The organism is Paenibacillus taichungensis, assembly GCF_013359905.1.
GTDB lineage: Bacteria > Bacillota > Bacilli > Paenibacillales > Paenibacillaceae > Paenibacillus > Paenibacillus taichungensis.
The window spans coordinates 239,666-260,841 of sequence record NZ_JABMCC010000100.1; the positions used below are offsets into that span (position 1 = coordinate 239,666).

The 21,176-nt window shown below is 49.0% G+C and carries 18 protein-coding genes; 16 read left to right on the forward strand and 2 right to left on the reverse strand.

From position 1 onward, the window contains the following. The first annotated feature begins 75 nt into the window (after positions 1 to 75). From HP548_RS06250 to HP548_RS06260, 3 genes are all read left to right on the forward strand, one after another. The gene (locus HP548_RS06250; RefSeq protein WP_175381178.1) at positions 76 to 3,426 is read left to right on the forward strand and encodes a glycosyl hydrolase; all 3,351 of its coding nucleotides are present in this window, start codon (positions 76 to 78) and stop codon (positions 3,424 to 3,426) included. A gap of 73 nt (positions 3,427 to 3,499) precedes the next feature. Further along, entirely contained in the window at positions 3,500 to 4,321 is an 822-nt protein-coding gene (locus HP548_RS06255) for a polysaccharide deacetylase family protein (protein WP_175381179.1), read from the forward strand. A gap of 89 nt (positions 4,322 to 4,410) precedes the next feature. Then, the gene (locus HP548_RS06260) at positions 4,411 to 6,555 is read left to right on the forward strand and encodes a glycoside hydrolase family 88/105 protein (protein ID WP_343054782.1); all 2,145 of its coding nucleotides are present in this window, start codon (positions 4,411 to 4,413) and stop codon (positions 6,553 to 6,555) included. A 126-nt stretch (positions 6,556 to 6,681) separates the two neighbouring features. Here the strand turns inward: HP548_RS06260 and HP548_RS06265 are convergent, their stop codons facing one another. Beyond that, positions 6,682 to 7,557, reverse strand: coding sequence for a DUF72 domain-containing protein (locus HP548_RS06265; protein ID WP_175381180.1), 876 nt, complete (start codon positions 7,555 to 7,557; stop codon positions 6,682 to 6,684). Between the two features lie 315 nt (positions 7,558 to 7,872). On the opposite strand from HP548_RS06265, the gene HP548_RS06270 reads away from it, so the two are divergent. The 5 genes from HP548_RS06270 (at position 7,873) to HP548_RS06290 (ending at position 11,919) form a co-directional block, all read left to right on the forward strand. Continuing rightward, on the forward strand, positions 7,873 to 8,616 hold the full coding sequence (locus HP548_RS06270; RefSeq protein WP_175381181.1) for a class I SAM-dependent methyltransferase: 744 nt from the start codon (positions 7,873 to 7,875) through the stop codon (positions 8,614 to 8,616). Positions 8,617 to 8,635: 19 nt separating this feature from the next. After that, a complete protein-coding gene (locus HP548_RS06275) occupies positions 8,636 to 9,625 on the forward strand; it encodes an MBL fold metallo-hydrolase (protein ID WP_175381182.1) in 990 nt (329 codons plus the stop codon). 168 nt (positions 9,626 to 9,793) lie between these two features. After that, on the forward strand, positions 9,794 to 10,189 hold the full coding sequence (locus HP548_RS06280; protein ID WP_175381183.1) for a hypothetical protein: 396 nt from the start codon (positions 9,794 to 9,796) through the stop codon (positions 10,187 to 10,189). Further along, on the forward strand, positions 10,186 to 11,232 hold the full coding sequence (locus tag HP548_RS06285; RefSeq protein WP_175381184.1) for an FAD:protein FMN transferase: 1,047 nt from the start codon (positions 10,186 to 10,188) through the stop codon (positions 11,230 to 11,232). The genes HP548_RS06280 and HP548_RS06285 overlap by 4 nt, the downstream gene beginning before the upstream one ends. Before the next feature lie 33 nt (positions 11,233 to 11,265). Continuing rightward, entirely contained in the window at positions 11,266 to 11,919 is a 654-nt protein-coding gene (locus HP548_RS06290) for a ferric reductase-like transmembrane domain-containing protein (protein ID WP_175381185.1), read from the forward strand. A gap of 131 nt (positions 11,920 to 12,050) precedes the next feature. Here HP548_RS06290 and HP548_RS06295 read toward each other — a convergent pair whose 3' ends face one another. Beyond that, entirely contained in the window at positions 12,051 to 12,617 is a 567-nt protein-coding gene (locus tag HP548_RS06295) for a phosphatidylglycerophosphatase A family protein (protein ID WP_175381186.1), read from the reverse strand. Positions 12,618 to 12,831: 214 nt separating this feature from the next. On the opposite strand from HP548_RS06295, the gene HP548_RS06300 reads away from it, so the two are divergent. The 8 genes from HP548_RS06300 (at position 12,832) to HP548_RS06335 (ending at position 21,089) form a co-directional block, all read left to right on the forward strand. After that, a complete protein-coding gene (locus HP548_RS06300; RefSeq protein WP_090904407.1) occupies positions 12,832 to 13,887 on the forward strand; it encodes a GerMN domain-containing protein in 1,056 nt (351 codons plus the stop codon). 146 nt (positions 13,888 to 14,033) lie between these two features. Further along, positions 14,034 to 14,792 (forward strand): ribonuclease PH, encoded by a 759-nt coding sequence (gene rph / locus HP548_RS06305; protein ID WP_053783129.1) that lies wholly within the window; start codon positions 14,034 to 14,036, stop codon positions 14,790 to 14,792. 1 nt (position 14,793) lies between these two features. Continuing rightward, positions 14,794 to 15,417 carry an XTP/dITP diphosphatase gene (locus HP548_RS06310; protein WP_099858111.1) on the forward strand — a complete coding sequence of 208 codons (624 nt, stop codon included), beginning with the start codon at positions 14,794 to 14,796 and terminating at the stop codon, positions 15,415 to 15,417. A gap of 368 nt (positions 15,418 to 15,785) precedes the next feature. Continuing rightward, a complete protein-coding gene (locus HP548_RS06315; RefSeq protein ID WP_175381211.1) occupies positions 15,786 to 16,628 on the forward strand; it encodes an STM4015 family protein in 843 nt (280 codons plus the stop codon). A gap of 3 nt (positions 16,629 to 16,631) precedes the next feature. After that, positions 16,632 to 17,993 (forward strand): STM4014 family protein, encoded by a 1,362-nt coding sequence (locus HP548_RS06320; protein ID WP_246317955.1) that lies wholly within the window; start codon positions 16,632 to 16,634, stop codon positions 17,991 to 17,993. Continuing rightward, a complete protein-coding gene (locus HP548_RS06325) occupies positions 17,986 to 18,771 on the forward strand; it encodes an STM4013/SEN3800 family hydrolase (protein ID WP_175381187.1) in 786 nt (261 codons plus the stop codon). Before HP548_RS06320 ends, HP548_RS06325 begins: the two co-directional genes overlap by 8 nt. A 60-nt stretch (positions 18,772 to 18,831) precedes the next feature. Then, entirely contained in the window at positions 18,832 to 20,229 is a 1,398-nt protein-coding gene (locus HP548_RS06330; protein WP_175381188.1) for an STM4012 family radical SAM protein, read from the forward strand. After that, complete coding sequence (locus HP548_RS06335; protein WP_175381189.1) at positions 20,226 to 21,089, forward strand: STM4011 family radical SAM protein; 864 nt, start codon at positions 20,226 to 20,228, stop codon at positions 21,087 to 21,089. Before HP548_RS06330 ends, HP548_RS06335 begins: the two co-directional genes overlap by 4 nt. The last annotated feature ends 87 nt before the right edge of the window (positions 21,090 to 21,176 follow it).

Genomic DNA, 21,176 nt, shown 5'->3' on the forward strand with positions numbered 1-21,176 from the left:
ACAAACCTATTTGAACTTAAATGAACGTTATCGGTAAATGGACGACCACTCTTGCACATACAGGGAGGAAGCGACATGTGGAACAGGGATGCATTTGAAAATCCCGAGGCGCAGTACCGGGTTCATCCCTTTTGGTTTTGGAATGGGGATATGGAAGAAGGGCAAATCAAACGGCAAATAGCCGAAATGTCTGCACAGGGCGTAGGTGGTTTTTTCATCTGTCCACGTCAGGGGCTAGAGATTCCCTATCTGTCCGAAGCATGGTTTGACAAGGTACGGATTGCAGTGGAAGCGGCGGCCGCCTGCGGCATGCAGGTATGGTTATATGACGAGTATCCCTATCCAAGCGGGATGGCCGGCGGTGAGGTGACACTTGATTTTCCTGAGGCGAAGCAGCGCCAGCTTGTACATCAGCAGATTTGTGTTCATGGCGGAGAAACAGTGGATCATGAGTTGCCGTGGGGTCGATTTTTAGTGGCGAAGGCAATACCCAAGGATGCGCAGGGCAAACGATTGTGGCATGAATCCATTGATTTGCGCAGTAACATCGGCAATATCCAGACTGATCAGGTATATCAGGAGACAGGACTCACGTCGTATAATCGCAAGCGGTTTTTTACATACCGAACGGCCTTTCGCCTGTTATGGAAAGCTCCCGCTGGGGAATGCGACGTGATTATATTTCAGGAAGAAGAGATGGATGATTTCAAATATTACGGCAACTTTGTAGACCCTTGTCACAAAGAAGCGATGAGCCGTTTTATTGAACTGACCCACGAACGGTATAAGGAAGCCGTTGGAGAACAGTTTGAAAGCGTAATCAAAGGCATGTTCTCTGATGAAATTGCGCCGCTTGGGCGTATTCCTTGGTCTCCACAGCTTCCTCGGTTTTTTAGCGAACGCTGTGGTTACAGTCTGATCGAGTCCCTACCTGCTCTGCTGCATGGCGATGTCCCAGACGCAGAACGTATCCGGTATGACTATTATCAGTCGCTACATCTGCTGCTCAGGGAGTCGTATCACAAACAGGTACATGACTGGTGTGAAGAGGCAGGGATTCAGTATGCGGCAGAAGTGCCCGGGGTACGGATGACCACGCAGTTGTTCAGTCATATGCCAGGTGGAGATTCGGCACATGAGAAAATCGGACGCCCCTTATCCTGGATTCTGGAACGGTATGGCAAAAAAATGCGCGACAATCCGAAGATGGTCAGCTCGCTTGCCAGACAGCTTGGCCGAAGCCGTAATCTGATTGAGTGTTTCCACAGTGTAGGCTGGTCGATGACCTTACAGGATGCCAAATGGATGATTGACCGGATGGCAGCCATGGGCACCAACTTTTTTAACTTCCACGCCTTTTTCTATACCATCGGCGGACTTGCCAAGCATGATGCACCGCCATCCCAGTTTATACAGAACCCGTATTGGCGTCATTTCCGGCAGCTGGGAGATTACACGGGACGTTTAAGCTATCTGATGAGCACCGGGACTGCGGACATTCGTATTGCTGTGCTTGATCCAACGACTACGTTCTGGAGCCTGATGGGCAATCCGCTTCACGGATTCGAATATGGCGGAGAAGACGAAGCAGAACGGGCGAAGCTGGATCGTCTCACGAACGACTGGATGCGGATCACCTCGCATCTGGTCGAAAACAGACGTGACTATGATCATCTGGACCCCGAGCTGTTAGCGGAAGCTGTGCTGAATGAGGGCACAATTCAGATTGGCGTTGCACGTTATGAAGTGCTGATTCTTCCACCGATGCTGAACCTGGAGGCAGCAGCCTGGCAGCAGGTGAAGCTGTTCGTAGAACAGGGGGGAACGGTCATATCGGTAGGCATGCCTCCGCATGTAGCGATCCAGCCAGGAAGCCCTGCAGGAAATGAGGCCGCTCAGTTCTTTGGCGCAGGCAACCAGTCGCACGAGGCATATTGGGGCAATGCGGAAGAAACAGGTCATGAGAGCAGCGAATTGATGTGGCAGCAGGGACAGGGGAATGCCTATTTTCTTCCTGCTGGAACAGGTCGCGGGGATGACTTCTCCTTGGAACTGATCTCCCTGCTGCTGGATCATGTACTACCCGAACCGATCTGTTGGATCATGGAAGAAGAAAGTGCGTCGCTGCTTATGCAGACCCGTCAATTATCGGACGGAGAGTTTATGATCTTTTTGTCCAACCAGGAAGGACAACAACTTGAAGGGCAATTGAAAATAGTAGCCAAGCGCTTATGGACGGATTTGGATCTTTCAGCGGGTACACGTCTGCTGGCGGAACGCCTCGATCTGGAGACAGGACAGCGTGAATTATTGCCGTTTACCAGCAGTGGTGGTGAATGGTGCATTTCGTTAAAGCTTGCTCCCTATGAAGCACATGCGGTGAGGCTTACTTTACAACATGCTCAAGAGGCATCAGAGGAGAATTCTTTTGCTCTGAACCAAACAGGGACGAAGTCTGGAGCGGATCGTTTAGTTACTGAGACTGAGAACGCACCCCATACCATTCAGCTTCCTTCGGAAGGGCCATGGCGTCTGGAAACCGTGCAGTCCAACACACTTCGAATGGGACAGTTCAACGTAACAGCTTCCAATGACAACGGTGTAATTTTTGAACGTAATCATGCTGCAGTCAAACCGTTTATTGACCAGGCGGCTGAATTGTCGGAGAACCATCATCTGCCGCTCCAGTTTAATCAGGTATTTGGTACACCGAAGAAAGCATCCGTTGCCTATCCAATCCAGTGTAAGTATACGACTACATTTGAGCTGAGAACGGCATTGGAAGAATGTCTGTTATTCATGGACAGGGCAGCGATATCAGGTGACTGGACCATGGAAATCAACGGAAAACAGATCGGACCTGATCAATTTGAGCCGATTGAAATTACTGATCACCATAATATTGGCTGCAATATAACAGAATTGTTGCGCAATGGTCTGAATGAAATGACCGTTACCGTACAGGTCATGAGGGATGAAGAAGGTATCGTTGATCCACTGTATCTGCAAGGGCGGTTTGGCGTGGAATTTCATCATGAAGGCATGGTCTCTCTCGTTCGTGAGCCGGATACGTCGAGCCGAATTGGGCCTGAGCCACAGCCGTTTTATCCCCATTTTGCAGGAGAGATGAGTTACAAACGAAGCTTCTGGGTGGATCAGTCTGCTGAAGAGGTTGCGTCCTTTGAACTGGAATTCAATGATTGGCAGGTGCAGGATGTGGTCGAGGTACGGGTGAATGGTCACACTCTGGGCGTTCGATGCTGGTCTCCATATCGCTGGACGGGAGAAGCCTCGTGGCTGCGAGCAGGGGATAACGATATTGAAGTACGAGTTATCAATACACTAATTGGACTGCTGGAAGGTACGTATTTTGACTCGGGCAGCCACAGTTTGCAGGAAGCCGATCATATATCAGCTGAAGAATAAGCCTCACAAGATAAACGGATATATTCCTTATGGAGATAGAAGGATAAGCAGTTGAAATGGGAGGAGTAAAAAGATGGGGCATCGTATCCAGTTTGACCGCTACCCAGGTGGCGTGATGAAGGCGTTGACGTTCAGTTATGACGATGGTGTGGTGCATGATCGCAGACTGGTGGGAATTTTCAATCAGCATGGGCTGCGGGGCACATTCAATCTGAATTCCGGTACGCTGAGTAAGCCTGGCCGAATTGAGACGACAGAAGTTGCGAAGTTGTATGCCGGGCATGAAGTAGCTGTGCATACGGTCACCCATCCCACATTGCCTTATGTTCCGGATGAGCTGCTGACCGAAGAGATCATGGAAGATCGGAGATCGTTGGAACAGCTTGTCGGTTATCTGGTAAGAGGTATGGCCTATCCGAATGGCAGTTATGACCGTTCACTCAGCACCAAGCTCGAATGGCTTGGCATCGATTATGCACGCACGGTTGAATCCCATGGCAGGTACACACTGCCTGAGCGGCCGCTTGAATGGCACCCAACCTGCCACCATAACCATGATTTGGCGGCCCATGCCGAACGATTTATCCAGCATACGAAGACAGGTACGCCACTCTTGTTATATGTATGGGGTCACAGCTACGAATTCAATGATAACGACAATTGGCAGATTATAGAGCAGTTTGCTGAGCAGATTGGTGGCCGAGATGACATCTGGTACGCGACGAACATCGAAGTGATTGCATACTGGAAAGCGGTCAAACGTCTGGAGTGTTCAGCAGACCGGTCGATTATCCATAACCCATCGGCTATCTCCGTCTGGTTTACAGCGGATCAGCAGGTGGTTGAAGTGAAGGCTGGAGAGACATTGCGACTAACCGAACGAATCAAGGTATAGGAAGGGAGCTGACGATCATTCGTTATTTTCATGAGAACGAGGCGATTGCAGGCAAGGTGTATGATTCAATTCCGGATATTTTGACTACCGTGGCACAGCGTTATATTGGAGACCATCCGAAACACTCCTTTCTGTTCCGAGCGTACCATCGTGGAGGCTTCCGCAGACTAGGAGATTATCGTTATGATCTGAATCTGGATGCCAAGTGGAAAGAGGCTCGTGCAGGACAGTATGTGTACGTATGGGGCAAGTTGTGGAGCCAGCAGGAGGCCACGTTAAATACGGGACTGAACTGTTATAGTCCGGTGACGGTCTATGTGAACGGAGAAGAGACTTTCAAATCGGAGCTATTGCAGGAGTTATTTCCCGAGCGAAGAACCCAGATTCCGATTTCCGTGAACTATGGCTGGAACGATGTGCTGCTTTGTTTTGTAAAAACAGAGGTGGGATTCGGCGGGATTTACGGAACAGCCTCATTTAAAAACTTTCCGCTTCACTTCCTCACACCAGGCATGAATCGACAAGGACAGGAGGGCTGGCTGTACTCGGAACCAGTCGATGAACCTTTATCATCACTCCCTCGTGATGGCATGACTGAAGAAGAAACGGGCCTCTCCTGGTACCCGCGCAGGGACTGGACAGAAGGGGAACAGAACGCTGGAGCTTTCGCCAGAATTTTTGGGACAGAGCAGCCTGCTGTTGCGTACGCATGGTCCAAACTGGATGTCATCCAACCGGGATCGACACCTGTTCTTCTGCAAGGAAAACATGAAGGTGCCCTCACCCTGTACGTTGATGGCAAGGAGATATATTCCGCTGGGCAAAGCGGTAATTTCCGCATTGAACTGCCCCGCCGCTACGGTCCATCTGATCTGGTAGCGAAAGGTGAAACCAAGGCTGGGAGCGAGTTGTGGGGATTTACACTGGAGGATGTGGACGATTCCACTGCAAAAGGCTGGAGACTAAGACCACCTCATCCGGTTGCAGGATGCCCCGATGCGTGGCTGTATACGGGTGGATTTTCCCCAGGCTCTGAACCATCTCCCCAAGACATCGTGGTAACAGATACTGTATTTGATGATGGAGCCCAAGGTGTATACTGGCATGTTGATCTACCTGAAACGAGTGTCCGGCCCTATTTGGAAAATACCCATTATGGCAAATGGAATTATCCACTCGGTGTTACCCTGCTTGGACTTCTTCGGATTGGCCAGGAGTTGGGACGTGACGACTATGTTCAGTATGTGCGGGACCATATCGGCCTGAGTACGTCGTTTGACCGTTATGGTCTATGGGATCGGGAAGGGTACGGCGCCGCGGGAATCAATAATCAGCTGTCTGCAATCGACAGTCTGGATGATTGCGGTTCGTTTGGATCTACTTTGCTGGCAGCGATGGAACTTGGCGACATTCGTGGAGGCAGGGATACCGCAGATCGTATTGCGGGCTATATTACGGATGAACAGGAACGTCTGGAAGACGGGGCCTTTTACCGTGTTCGTGGCAGCGGGGAGATGCGCCAGGAAACGATGTGGTGTGATGATCTGTATATGAGCACACCTTTCCTGATGCGGTACGGCCAGTTAACGGGAGATACTTCTTATTGGGAGGATGCAATCAACCAGTTCCTTATGTTTCGCAAATATCTGTATATTCCCGAACACCAGATCATGTCCCATGTGTATGATTTTGTGCGTGGACGGGCGACAGGTATACCATGGGGGCGCGGGAACGGATGGGTTCTATTTTCGCTAACCGAACTACTGACGATTCTGCCAAGTGATCACGTCAAACGGCCAGAACTGCTGAGCTTCTACCGGGATTTATGTCAGGGGTATCTGGCGCTGCAAGGTGAAAATGGACTCTGGCATCAGGTGCTGAACCGCCCGGATTCATATGAAGAAACCTCCTGCACGTCGATGTTCATCTACGCTTATGCCCGCGGTATTCGTGAAGGCTGGCTGGAGCAGCCAGAGGCCTACCTGGATGCGGTGCGCAAAGGATGGGAGGGCATGACCCATCTGTCCATTGATTATAAAGGCAACGTCTACGGTGTATGCCGGGGTTCCGGTTACTCCTTTACCGCACTCTATTACCGGGATGATTTGGGATGGATTCTGAACGATACGCACGGTATCGGCATTGTGCTCCTGGCTGGGATTGAGGCGTATAAAATGAACCAGCAGCTCTGCGAGCCGTCTATAGATTCTTCGGTTACAGCTGCACAACGCTAGTGCAGCAACCATGTTGTTCATCTGCGTACAACCTAACAAGAAATAAAAGCGGCACGCCTTAAGGGCGTGCCGCTTTTTTCGTTATGAATGGAAATAATCAATTCAGATTACAAATTAAACGTGTTGTTAAAACAGCTCCAATTGCTCCGGTCCCTCTTCCTCCTCCGGCTCCGTACGGTCAGGGAAGGGCTTCACGGGTTGCTCCAGCAGCTTCATCATCATCTGTGCATTAGCAGCCGCGTCGCCGCCCGAGTTGTTGTTGAAAATCACAAATACATCTTTGCTCTGCTCCTGCAATTGCTCCAAATAACCTTTCCACTCCAGCAGCTCTTCCTGGTTGTAGCGATACAGATAACGGGTCTCACGCCAATTGGGTGCACCATTCTGATGCCAGCCTGATACATTGCGCCCATGCATACGCACCAGCGTCATTTCGGCATCGGTAGCCTCAGGTACGATAGGGATAGATCCTGGCCCCGCTTGGGGTTCATCACAGACGCTGTGAATCCAGCCTTGTTCCTTCAGGAATGCCAGCGTCCGTTCGCGCATGCCTGCTTCATACCAGCTGCGATGACGAAATTCGAGGGCACACGGAATACCTTCCATTCTCAGTTTTACTTCACGCAGTTCATTGACGTTGTCCCGATTGCATTCAAACCACGGCGGGTACTGGAACAAGGCCGCTTGCATCTTGCCTGCTTCCATGACAGGCTCCAGCGATTCGCGAAAAGCCTTATACATCTCTGAGGTGCTTGTGAAATAGGGTTTTCCCCGCAGATGTCCTGTCATCCCTTGATAGGCTTTGACGATAAAAGCAAAGGATTCCGGCGTTTCTGCTGCCCAGCGTGCCATCCGGTCCCGAGGCTGAACGGCGTAGAAGGAACTATCTACCTCCACGGTCGTAAAATATTGTCCATACAGACGGAGCTTGTCTTTCGCTTTGGTACGGTTCGGGTACAAATCCTCCTGATCTCCCCAGCCCGTAAGTCCAATCCGAATCATAAATAACACCTCCTGCTGCCTCTTCTTATGTTAGCGTTATATTTCAGTCGTCTCCTGTACGTCCATGAAGTGAAAAAAACGTCATACTGGTTTGTGAACAATCTCTATGTATAGTTAACCGATTCGCGTGGGCCTGACTATGTTTAACATTATATCGTGTGGTTTCCGGCCGTTCAATGTGGACGATCCTTGGAAATTTTTGAGTTTGAAGGATAAAGACGATACAATGGCTAAAAGCTATAGAGATATGATCCGGCTGATAGAACAGCGTATTACGGATAGTTGGGCCAGTGACCATGTGGAGGGCGATACGTAATGACGGAATGGTATGAAAAGAGTTTTGGAGAAGACTACCTTCTTGTGTACAAACATCGGGATGTGCAAGGTGCATATCAGGAAGTACATAAAATGATCAATTGGTTAAAGCTTCAGCCAAAGTCCAAGGTACTTGACCTTTGCTGTGGTATGGGCCGACATTCTCTGGCCCTTGCAGATGCTGGTTTCCAGGTGACCGGAATCGACCTGTCTGATGTGCTTCTGCGTGAAGCACGCAATATGGACACCGAACATCGTGTTGAGTGGTATCATGCCGATATGCGTGAGCTTCCCCTGAAAGGCGGATTTGACGCCGTTGTCAATCTATTTACCTCATTTGGTTATTTCCGAGAGGATGGAGAGCAACTAAGAGTGTTACGCGCCATTCGTCGGATGCTGAAGCCGGGCGGTAGCTATATTATTGATTTTATGAACACGGCTTATGTGACTCGTCATCTGGTGCAGCATTCAACACGTGAAAGCGAAGGACAGAATATTGAGGAGTTTCGCAAGATCCAGGATGGATTTGTGCAAAAAGAAATTCACATCACCGATACCGCATCGGGCCAAAAACCAAGAATCTATCAGGAACGCGTCAAGCTGTACACCCGTGAACAACTACGTGATCTGCTTCACGAGGCAGGACTTATGGTGGATCAGGTACACGGTGGTTATGATGAAGAGAAGTACGATGAGCAGACATCGCCGCGGATGATTTTTGTCGGTCATCGGCCGGAGCAGTAGAGTTGGAGGAGAATATTTAATGAAGCGAACGGAATCCATTTCCATGCCAGTAGGCATGCATCGTGTCAAGATTACTATGGCTTTTCCTCTACGTTGGGTGAACAGCTATGTGCTCTATGAACCGGATGGAACAATAACGATAGTTGACCCGGGACCACGCAGTACTGAGACGGAACAGGAGTGGCACGAAGCACTCGCAGATTTCAATTTAACTTTTCAGGATATTAGTCAGATTGTACTGACCCACCATCACCCCGATCATCTGGGGTTGTCTGGCTGGATACAGCAGCAAACGGATGTGCCTGTTCGAATGTCCACACGATCCCGCCAGGAAGCGGATTACATGTGGGGAACGGAGGCAACCATCCATACAGTGTTGCCTGAATATTATGGTCGCCATGGAATGCCGGAAGACAAGACGCAGCAGATACGTGAACATATGGAGGGATTTATCTCACAGATTACGCCACTTCCGGTAGTGACACCGATTGAAGATGGAGATTGGCTGGTTATGGGCGGGAAAAAGTGGCTTGCTGTAGAAACAGGTGGACACGCGCCAGGACATCTATCCTTCTATGCGCCGGATTCCAGGGAGATCTTGTGTGGAGATGCCGTATTGCCGCAGATCTCACCGAATATTAGCCTGCAGCCGGGAAGTGACGATCAGCCTTTATTGTCTTATATGGAAGGACTGCATCGACTGGGGGCATTGGATGTAGGAGTGGCATATCCAGGGCATCGGAATCCGTTTGGCCATTTTGCCGATCGAACGGTTCATCTGCTCACTCATCATGAAGAGCGCCTTCAGAAAATGATGGAGCGAATCCGGGAAGCACCGACGAATGCGTATGAAATCTGTATGTTTATGTTTGGTGACCGATTGGGAACACATCAGCTTCGTTTTGCGATGAGCGAAACTTTGGCGCATCTGCAAGAATTGATCCGGCGAGAGCATATTATACAGGAGCAGCAGCCCGACGGAGTATTCTTTTTTATTGAAAATACTTAGGATTACAAGACTTTGACCAGGAGAACTGCCTGTTCAGAGTCTTTTTTTGCGTGTAACGACTCAAATAAATGAAAGCTTTAATCTCTCTTAACCGTTCATTCATCTTCTTTTAAGGCAGCACTTCTATGATAAATGTATGAACTTCGCCAGAGAAAGCAGGGAAGAGCGATGACTAGGAAAAAACGAAATCAATGGAGAAAATGGCAAGCCTCAGCGGCAGCAACGTTGACCGTGGCTGCACTCTTTCAATATGTAAGAACTTCTGATGCCTTTGATGTCGCTTATGCGGCGGCTAATGGTACCGATATAAGCAGTACAGCTTCTACCCAGATAGATGCTCAGGATGATGTCATGGACGAATGGACGAACAACACAGATAACAATCCCGATGCATCGTCCAATGAGGGCTATAGCCTGAATGAGGAAACGACTGATGGAAGCACTGCCATCGGTTCGAATCAAGGCAGGTCGTCGGGTGGCTGGATAACAGATCAGAACAGCAATCAGGATACAGACTCCGGATATAGCCGTAGCAATTATCAGTCACGCACGGGTGCATCATGAGCCGCACGGAGCAAGTCTCCCGTCTTCTTAAGTTCCGCTTCCGGGCGATGAACACGGACGTGGAAGTTCAGTTAGCCGCAGGACGGGAAGAGGCTGAGCATGCGGCAGCCTTGGTGAAGAATTGGTTCGAAGCGCAGGAACAGCGTTTCAGCCGATTTGTGGCAGACAGTGAATTGAATCGTCTGAATTGTTGCACAGGATGGATGCCAATCTCCGCAGCAATGGATGAAGTGTTAAGTTTGGCATACGGTTATATTGGACAGACGGAAGGGATTTTTCAGCCAGGTATCTCTCAGGCTCTGCGGGCTTCGGGTTACGATGTCAGTTTTGAGCAGCTGCTGCAACAAAGAGAGCTTCAGCAATCTGGAACCGAACGCAGATTGGACATCCGACCATCGGATACAACAGATATGCTGAGAGACGAATATGACTATAGCCGCCCACGTTGGATTCAAAGGGAAGGCAGCCGAATGGTTCATAAGGACCCTGGGACTGAGCTGGACCTTGGGGGCATTGTTAAGGGTTGGGCCGTTGAGCGTATCGCCGATTGGCTGCAACGTACACTTCATATTTCGGCCGGATTAATTAATGCAGGTGGAGACATTCAGGCATGGGGGACAACACTTCATCCGATGTGGTCCGTGCAAGTCACCGATCCTTATCAGGAGGAGCGAAATCTGATAGGGAATATTCAATTGAGGAAAGGTGCAATTGCCACTTCAGGAGTGGGACGGAGACAGTGGCAGAATACGGACGGAAGCCTTTCACATCACTTAATTGATCCCCGGACGATGGAGCCAGCAGATACGGATGTGCTGCAGTGTACAGTTCTGGGCCAGCATGCCTCGCAATGTGAGATTATTGCCAAGACCGTCTGTATTTTGGGAAGTGCCGATGCAGTAGGTTGGTTAAACCGTCATTACGATCGTCATGACGTCCTGTGGATGACCAGAGATGGGAGCACTTATTTTAGAGGAAATACCGATATGCTCGCTGAACGCTGGCCTGGTTTCGATCCGGATCACCGCTTCAGTCTTATATAAACGACAAGTCTATCAGATGTGGGGGAGCCGGTTATGGCGCAATGGATTGTAGATTACCTGCCGACGTGGAATATCATTCGAATTAGTGGGATCGCCGCTTACTTGCTGCTCTTTGCCGGTGTGTTTCTGGGGATTGCCCAAGGGATGCCCATGGCTAAAGGCAAACCTAAAGCGGCCATGTTTAAATGGCATACCCGAACGACCTGGCTCGCCTTTGGACTTGGACTTGTGCATACGTTAACCCTATATATTGATCACTATAGTCCATTCACCTGGAGTGAACTGCTCATTCCGTTTACGGCTTCAGTACATCCGATCGGCAGCGGACTGGGCACATTATCCTTTTATGGTTTGGTGATCGTACTGCTATCCAGTGATTTGCGTAACAAGCTTGGCCGCAAATGGTGGTTTATGTTCCATATGTTGTCTTATCCCGTATTCATCGGTTTACTGTTCCATGGCATGGTTACCGGTTCTGATTCAGGCAATGTGATTTTTCGTCTGATGTATGTGTTTACTGGCTTGAGCATTCTTGGTATTACGGTACTTCGTGGCATGCTGAGAGAACGCAAAGGCCCGGAAATTACAATTGGACCCAGTCGTGTACAGCCTAAGCCAGCAGCGGAACAGAAATGGGCTGAGGTGTATCGTTTGGCGGGAGCCGGAAGACAGGAGCATCTGAAATAACGTACTACAAAAATAAGTGAATCAACACAAAAGAAGCGGCCTTCTTGGCCGCCTTTTTGTCATGATCAGAAGAAGTCTGATTGTTGAATTTACTTGGTTCGTTCATTTCCAACTCCTATTACACATGCAAATTATACGATATCATCGCTGACAGGTTTTTCTCCCAAAGCTTCTTCAAGCTCCGATTGTTTGCGATGCGCAATCCGGCTGCTGGCTGCTGAAGCGATAGCCCCCACAATATCATCCAGAAACGTATGCACAGGCCCAAGGCTCTTGTCGTTCAAACGTTCAAGCACACCGGGTTTGAGCTTGTCTACATAACCGTAGTTCGTAAATCCGATACTGCCGTATACGTTGACGATAGAGAATGCGAGAATCTCATCCACGCCATATAATCCTTCATCATTTTCTATCATCTCCTGCAAAGGAGAAATGAGTTTGCCTTGCTCTGCCAGCAAGTCCAGTTGAATGCCTGTCAGGACTGCGTTCTGCACCTCACGTTTGCGTAATACTTTCTCCACATTGTCGATACATTCTTCCATCGTAAGACCTGGGTAATACTTTTTCTGTAGCATCATGACCAGTTCTGCGATCTCAGGGATCGTAACGCCCCGCTTTTGCAGCCATTCCCTCGTTGCCTCAGCCACTTTGCGGCTATTCAGGCTGTAAGGGATTTTTTCTTGCTCCGGATGTTCCATGGGCGATTCCTCCTCTGAAGTTAGCAATGTCCCTATACTTATATCCTAATACGTTATTAACCGTTTTGGGTTTCTTTGCTAACCTTCGACGGGGATGGAAGGCCAGTTTTCAGCTTTATGCATGGTGAGCTTGTTTAAAAAGTAGTTATTTTTTGGGCAAAGGCTCGTATACATGGTAGTACAAACTGTAAAAATGATGAGGGGGAACGTGATCATGAGTAAGATCCGTTATTTGCGTACAGCTTCTGCAGCTGCGCTGTTGAGTATTCCTGTGGTGTTATCTGGATGTGGCATGTTTGGGGCACAGTCCTCCGAGGCTATTGATCCACCGCCGCCGATTCAGGAAGCGGCCATGATTCAGGCGGCTGAAGGCAATGGATCACTTGCCAAGCTGCCACTTACAACCGTATATCTGCAGGATCAACAAGGTTTGCTAGCTCCGGTATCCATGACACTCCCGTCAGGCACGGACGTCAGCAGCCCCAAAACAGCCTTGGATACACTTGTGACGGGTGGTCCATATGCAGGGATGTTGCCTGAAGGATTTCAGGGCGTTCTCCCGCAGGGTACCGTTGTTCAGAACGTAACGATTCATCCGGATGATAAACTGGCAGTCGTGGAGTTCTCCGGCAATTTTGCCAAGTATGATGCCAAGAACGAGCGCAAAATGCTGGAGGCAGTTACCTGGACACTCACGGGTACACCGGATGTGCAGAACGTACAGATCTGGGTAGACGGCAAAAAGTTAACGCAAATGCCAGTAAACAGCACGCCATTGCCGGAACCGTTGAATCGGGCGGTGGGTATCAATCTCGATTTGGGTGATACATTCACGACTAACAGCAGCCCGGTAACGGTTTATTTCTCAGCCGCTTCGCCAGCAGGCATTCAATATTATGTCCCGGTTACGCGTCTTGTGACACCAGGTGGAGACCGGGTGCAGGCGGCGCTGAATGAACTGATCAAGGGACCAGCCAAAGGCGGGGAGCTGGAAGAGGTTATGACAGGCGGAACGCAGCTGCAATCGGTCAAAACGTCTGAGGATGGAACGGTAACGGTTGCACTCAAAGACGATATGTTCACTGAGGGAGATGTCGTGCCAAGTGAACTGCTGCAATCCGTCGTATTGACTACGGCCGAAAACACAGCTGGCAAGGAAGCTAAAGTCCAGATCGAATGGAATGGACAAAAGACAGTCATGAGTGATGATAATCGGGATTACAGTGCCCCAGTATCGAAGCCTGAATATATCAATGAAATTCCAATTTAAGTCACAATAAGCGGTCTGATGTACGGTTGACAGAACTCTTTGGTGGACAGGATGCTTTTAAGTGAACTCTTTGGTAAAATAGAAGGGATTAGTAAAAGTGTGAACAAGCTCGACATTACAGGATGCTTAAGTCGTAGGAGGCAGAAATGATGAGATCTAACGGACGAACCAGCGACCAGCTGCGCCCGATGAATTTAACAATTAACACGAATAAATACGCCGAAGGTTCTGTACTGATTGAAGTGGGAGATACCAAGGTTATTTGTACAGCTACGGTGGAGGAACGTGTTCCTCCCTTTATGAAAGGGCAGGGTAAAGGCTGGGTAACGGCTGAATACTCCATGCTGCCACGTGCAACACATACCCGTAATCAGCGTGAAGCGAACCGCGGCAAATTGACTGGACGCACCATGGAAATTCAGCGTCTGATTGGCCGGGCACTGCGCTCGGTCGTTAACTTGCAGGCTCTTGGTGAACGTACGATTACACTGGACTGTGATGTAATCCAAGCTGACGGCGGTACACGCACAACGTCCATTACTGGTTCGTTTGTAGCTCTGGCGCTCGCAGTGAACAAAATTGCCCAACAGCATAAATTGCAAGTATTCCCGATTACGGATTTCATTGCAGCGGTTAGTGTGGGTGTAGTTGGAGAACAACCTGTGCTGGATCTGAACTATGATGAAGATTCCAAAGCCAAGGTAGATATGAACCTCGTGATGACAGGCGGCGGGAAATATGTGGAGCTTCAGGGAACAGGTGAAGAAGCACCATTTGATCGTCGTGAACTGAACGCGATGCTGGAGCTGGGTGAGCAGGGTATTCTGGAGATGATTGAGCGTCAGAAAGAAGTTCTCGGTCCCATTGCACTCAAGATTGGTGCTCGTGGATTAGGAGAAGCCTAACATGAGTCTGGATAGCCCAATTATCATTGTCGCAACCCGTAATGCAGGGAAAGTACGTGAATTCGCTCATGCATTCGCTCCGCTGGGCAAAGAGGTCAAAAGTATGTTTGACTATCCAGAGCTGCCGGATGTCGTTGAAGATGGCGTAACCTTTGCAGAGAATGCCTGGAAGAAAGCCAAAACGGTGGGCGATGCTCTTGGTTTGCCTGTCCTGGCTGACGATTCGGGATTGTGCGTGGATCTGCTGGATGGTGACCCGGGAGTGTATTCTGCGAGATATGCAGGCGAGGGTGCAACCGATGCGAAGAACAATGCCAAATTGCTTGAGGCGCTGGAATCGCTCAAATCCGGTGAGGATACGGAGCAACCGCTTTTGAGTCCGGCAAGTTTCGTCTGTGCATTGGTGCTGTATGATCCCGCAACCGGACACAAGTACGAAGCGGAAGGTACGGCTGAAGGCTGGATCACTGCTCAAGCAGCCGGTGCAGGCGGTTTTGGATATGACCCACTTTTCTATGTGCCTGAATACGAGATGACGATGGCCGAGCTTACGCTGGAGCAAAAGCAGGCGATCAGTCACCGGGGCCATGCCCTGAGAGCACTCGTATCCAGCCTGAAAGGCTGAGATTCAAACGAATCGGCTCATATGATTATGAATGTATAAGGTGAATTATTGCCTTGCTTAAATATCAAAGCGTTAGTGGAAGGTAAGAGTCATTCCTGTGGAATGCTTCACCGACCATTAACGTTTTTTTATTTTTATGGAGTAGAGCCGATGTTAATAAAGCCAGTGCGGGGGACCCAAAATAAATCCCGCTTTTTTTAGTGAAAACATCAGAACGTACGTTCTTATGCCTATATAAAAAATGCGGAAATTTCACGTTTGAGCAGCGCATTAGGACCCGGGTTGGAAGAAGTTGCAAGTCTTATGCCGTATGGGTTAACATTCAAGTTAACGAATCATCAATGAACTCAAACGGAGGGGATTTGCTTATGCAAGAAGTGAAGCTTACGGTGTCTTATGATGATTATGAGGACGGTATTCGTATGGAAACACTGATCAGGGAACTGGCTGCCAAACCGGAGGCTGGTTCGCTGGAGAGTCTGATTATTGGAGACTGGGGGCAGGCCTATGAAAATTCGCCGGAAGAATTTATGGGCGCGCTCATCGAGCTGGCTCCAAGCTTTCCTTCTTTGAAGAAACTGTTTATCGGAGATATGGGCTTTGAAGAATGCGAAGTATCATGGATTATTCAGACGGATCTCACGCCACTATTGGTTGTTTTCCCTGAATTGAAGTCATTCACAGTGAAGGGCAGTAGCGGACTAAGTCTGGAACCCATCGAACATGCCAAACTTGAAGAATTAATCATTATTTGCGGTGGTCTTCCCAAAAGTGTGTTAGCTTCAATTGCCCGGGCTAAATTGCCTGAATTGCGTAAGCTTGAGCTGTATCTGGGCGTGGATAATTATGGATTCGACGGTTCACTTCAAGATGTACTTCCACTTTTGGAACAGGGTTTATTTCCAAAGCTCGTATACCTGGGTCTGAAAGACAGTGAAATTCAGGATGAGATTGCGAAAGCTGCAGCTGAGGCGCCAATTCTGGATCAACTTGAAATCCTGGATCTGTCAGAGGGCACGTTGTCTGATGAAGGGTCTGAGGCGCTGCTTGCCAGTGACAAGATCAAAGAACTGAAACATCTCAATCTCAGTTACCACTATATGACAGACGAAATGCTCATTCGTTGGAAACGTTCCGGTATATCTGTAGATGTTAGCGAGCAACAACAGAGTGATGAAGATGACTGGCGTTACCCGTCGTTAACGGAATAAATGATGTCAGGCATGACGGAAATGGAAGAAAATTTGCAAAGCCCAGTTAAGGATTCGGATATGACTCTGGAGCAGCCGTTATTGTTAATTGGAAACCCGAATAATCGCCGTACCCTTGGATTACAGGAGGCAAGACAGCGTATTGGCTTACAACCTGCATTTGTGTTGCCTTATGCGCATTTACTAAAGACTTGGAGACGGGGCGGAACCATGGTGGATGCCGTACAGCAATGTCTGGAAGGGCGAGGGACTACGTGCATGCAGGGAGAGCCGTGGATATCTTCACCAGCATCGATGTTATATGCGAATCATGATTCAGTTCATGGCGTGAATAGTATACCTCTTATTCGACTGGATGCCCCTGGTGAGGAATGGGAAGTAGAGCGTGAGCTGCTCTTTCTTGGAGCTGTGAATGATGTATCTTCGTTAATCGATGGCCTTTCTGCGAGAATGATTCCGGCAGAACAGACACTCACTCTTGAACAGGAGTGGGGGCGGATCTACGCGCCCAACCAATGGTTTCGTGGTTGGAAAGCCTGTTTGGAACGAATTCGTCAGGAAGCTCTGGAATATTGGCCTAATGCCCGGTTCATGAATGATCCCGATGACATTGCGATTATGTTTGATAAAAGGAAATGCCAGCAGCATCTATCTGCTCATAGCGTTCACGTTCCCCCAACACTCCAACCTTCGGAGCCGATCCGCAATTATGCGGACCTGCGTACAGCGATGAAAACAGCGGGTATGAATCGCGTTTTCGTGAAGCTTGCATGTGGCTCCGGTGCTTCAGGCGTTGTTGCCTATCAAATTAATCCACGAACGGGTGCTGAAATTGCCATAACCACTGTGGGAATGGAACGGATTCAGGGAAAGATCAATTTTTATAATGAAGGCCGGTTGCGCAGGTACACACATACTTCAGAGATTTCTGCGCTTATGGATTGGCTGTGTGCTGAGGGGGCCCAGATTGAACGTTGGATGGCAAAAGCGTCCCTGGGTTCAAGCGTGTTTGATATACGCCAGCTTGTGGCCGGTGGACAAGCAGGTCATGCCATCGTACGGCTTAGTCAGACACCAATCACCAATCTGCATTTGCGCAATGAGCGGTTGCTTCCCGCAGAAGCAGGGCTGGATGAACAGCAGATGAATGGAGTTCAGACGGCAGCGAAAGCAGCAATGGCTGCCTTCCCCAACTCATGGTCTGCCGGGATTGATGTAATGCTCAGTGGAGATACTGAGCCGCGTGCCTATATTTTGGATGTGAATCCGTTCGGAGATTTGTTGTACAGAGTGCAGCATAACGGACTTGGAACCTATGAATGGGAAATGGAACTTTTGCGAAAGGAGCCTTACAACTATGACTGATATGAACACCATCGTAGGCTCCCATGATCTATTAATGATTACATTGGACACGTTAAGGTATGACGTAGCCAAGCTGGAGGAACAGAATTGCCCCAACCTGTGCGGTACGGGTCCTTGGGAGAAGCGTCATACTCCGGGAAGTTTTACATATGCGGCACATCATGCTTTTTTTGGTGGCTTCATGCCTACACCTGCTAATACAAACAAAGCATCCCACGTGCGGCTTTTTCATTCCCGGAATACCGGATTAAAGACGCATCCGCATACGTGGCTGTTCGACACACCGGATATCGTATCCGGTTTTGCAGCTGAAGGATATCGTACAATTTGTATAGGTGGGGTCATTTTCTTCACCAAGAAAAATCCGCTCGCCAAAGTGTTGCCAGGTTATTTTCAACAGAGTTACTGGCGGATGAATTTTGGGGTAACCAACCCCAATTCGACTGAGCATCAGGTTCAGCATGCCTTGAAGCTGCTGGAGCAAAGCGCACCAGATGAGAAGCTGTTTTTGTTCCTGAATGTGTCTGCCATCCATGGGCCCAATCGCTATTTTGTGGAGGGTGCAAGAGAGGACTCGGTAGAAACACAGCGTGCAGCTCTTCGGTATGTGGACGAGGCCCTTGGGCCATTGTTTGATGCAATGAGGCAACGTTCAAGGCCTACGTTTTGTTTAGCTTTTTCCGATCATGGCACGGCGTATGGTGAGGATGGCTATCAGGGGCATAGGCTCGCGCATGATGTTGTTTGGAATGTGCCTTACCGTGAATTTATTTTATAGAACAAATAATAAATAATTCATATCATCAATAACTACACACCGGATACAGGGAGGAAACCGATGGACGATCAATCTCAACATACGACAGCAGGTCATTCCGCACAGTCCGGATCCAACACAGCTTCAGGTCTCAGAGAAGTACTTGCTTCACCCTATCGCTCTTATTTATATTCCTATCCCCATAAGACCGCATATCGGGAGTTGAACCCGCCTTTACCGCTCGGTCCATTGTGGGAACGTGAGAATACCGATACGTATTTTTTATATATGCACATTCCGTTTTGTGCCGCTCGTTGCGGATTCTGCAACCTGTTCACGCTGCCGGATCGTCGTGATGACACCCATGTGCGTTATGTGGATGCGCTGGAACGGCAAGCCAAACAGTGGGCACCACTCACATCACGCAGACCCTATTCAAGGTTTGCCATCGGTGGTGGGACGCCCACATTATTAAATGAGATTCAGTTGAACCGTTTGTTTGATATTGCTGAACAGGTGATGGGGCTCGATCCGACGCAAGCTTCGATCTCGGTAGAAACGTCACCGGATACCGTGACAGAAGCCAAATTGGCCATCATGAAAGAGCGGAGCGTGGACCGGGTAAGCATGGGCATCCAAAGTTTTATTGAAGCCGAAGCCTCAGCCATCTACCGTCCGCAGAAACCACAGGAAGTGGAACGAGCGCTTGAGAAACTTACACGGTATGAATTCCCTTTGTTGAATCTGGATCTGATCTATGGTCTGCCGGGACAAACGGTGGAATCATGGCTGTATTCGCTGGAACGTGTCCTTTCATATGAACCGGGTGAGATTTTCATTTACCCACTGTACACCCGCGAGAATACCATTGTGAAACCGGATGATATACAACGTCAGGGACCGGATATTCGGATGGAGTTGTATAAGGCTGCGCGTGAGACTTTAAAAAGCAGAGGCTATGTCCAGTATTCCATGCGCAGATTTGCCAAAGAACAATCATCTTCTGGAAGCAAAGAGCTTCTACCCTACAGCTGTCAGGAGGAAGGCATGGTTGGTCTCGGTTGCGGTGCACGCTCTTATACTAGTGAAGTACACTATGCTTCCAAGTATGGTGTTAGTTATAAGGCCACACAGAGCATCATCGCCGATTATGTGGCAACCGAGCGTTATGATGTGGCCGATTACGGCATTGTACTCAGCCTAGAGGAGCAGAAGCGCCGCTTTATTCTGAAAGCTCTGCTGCATCGGGAAGGATTGGCGCTATCGGATTATGATCAACGATTCGGAACGGAAGTCCTGTCAGACTACGGATGGTTGAGTGAACTATTGTCTGAGGGCATGGCTGAGCTTGAGCAGGACGATAAGGGTAACCAGGTGCTGCGTCTGACAGAAGAGGGATTAGGCTACTCGGATGCTATTGGAGATTGGCTCATCTCCGCTGAGGTTCGTGAACAAATGGAAGGGTTTGTATTCTCATGAGAGCAACCTTGTATTATCGGGGGAAGCTGTCGTCCTGTAATTACGACTGTCCATATTGTCCGTTTAGCAAAACGGTAGATTCCAAGGAGACGTTAGAAGTGGATGAACAACAACTGCGTCAATTTGTGAATTGGGTGAGGGATCAGGAGAGTGCTGGTCATCAATTTTCCATTTTCTTTAACCCGTATGGAGAAGCGCTGGTAAGACGTTGGTATCGTGAAGCGATGATTGAGCTATCGCATATGCCACATGTGGACAAAGTTGCAGTCCAAACCAACCTATCTGTCAAACTGGACTGGGCCCGTGAATTGAACCGAGATAAAGCGGCTTTCTGGGCGACCTATCACCCACGTGAGACGAAGGAGTCTTCCTTCGTCAAACAATGTTTGACTTTACGTGAGATGGGACTTGCTTTTAGTGTGGGGACAGTTGGATTGCGCAGTGCATTCCCTGCTATTGAATCGATGAGGCAGGCTTTACCCGATGAGGTGTATATGTGGATCAATGCATTTAAAGATCGACCCAAATATTACAGCGTGGAAGAGGTCGACTTTTTACGATCCATTGATCCACTGTTTGAAGGGAACCTGCGGGATTATGAGAGTCTGGGCAAGCGTTGTTCCGCTGGTTCGGAGGTATTTTATGTGCAAGGGTCAGGGCATGTAAAAAGGTGTTACAAGGACCGTCGAATTATTGGACATTTATACCGCGATGGTTTGCAGGCTTTGGCCGTAGATCGGCCATGTGGCATGAAGAAGTGTGGCTGTTACATCGGTTATATTCATATGGAGGATTCACCGTTCAGAGATATTTTTGGCAATGGGTTGCTTGAGCGTAATCCGGTTCTAATTAATCGATAGATAGAGGTCAGCAAGTAGTAGGAAGATGCAACGGAAGAATTGCAGCAGTCACTTGATATTTTAAAGTGGGATGATGTATAGCCATAC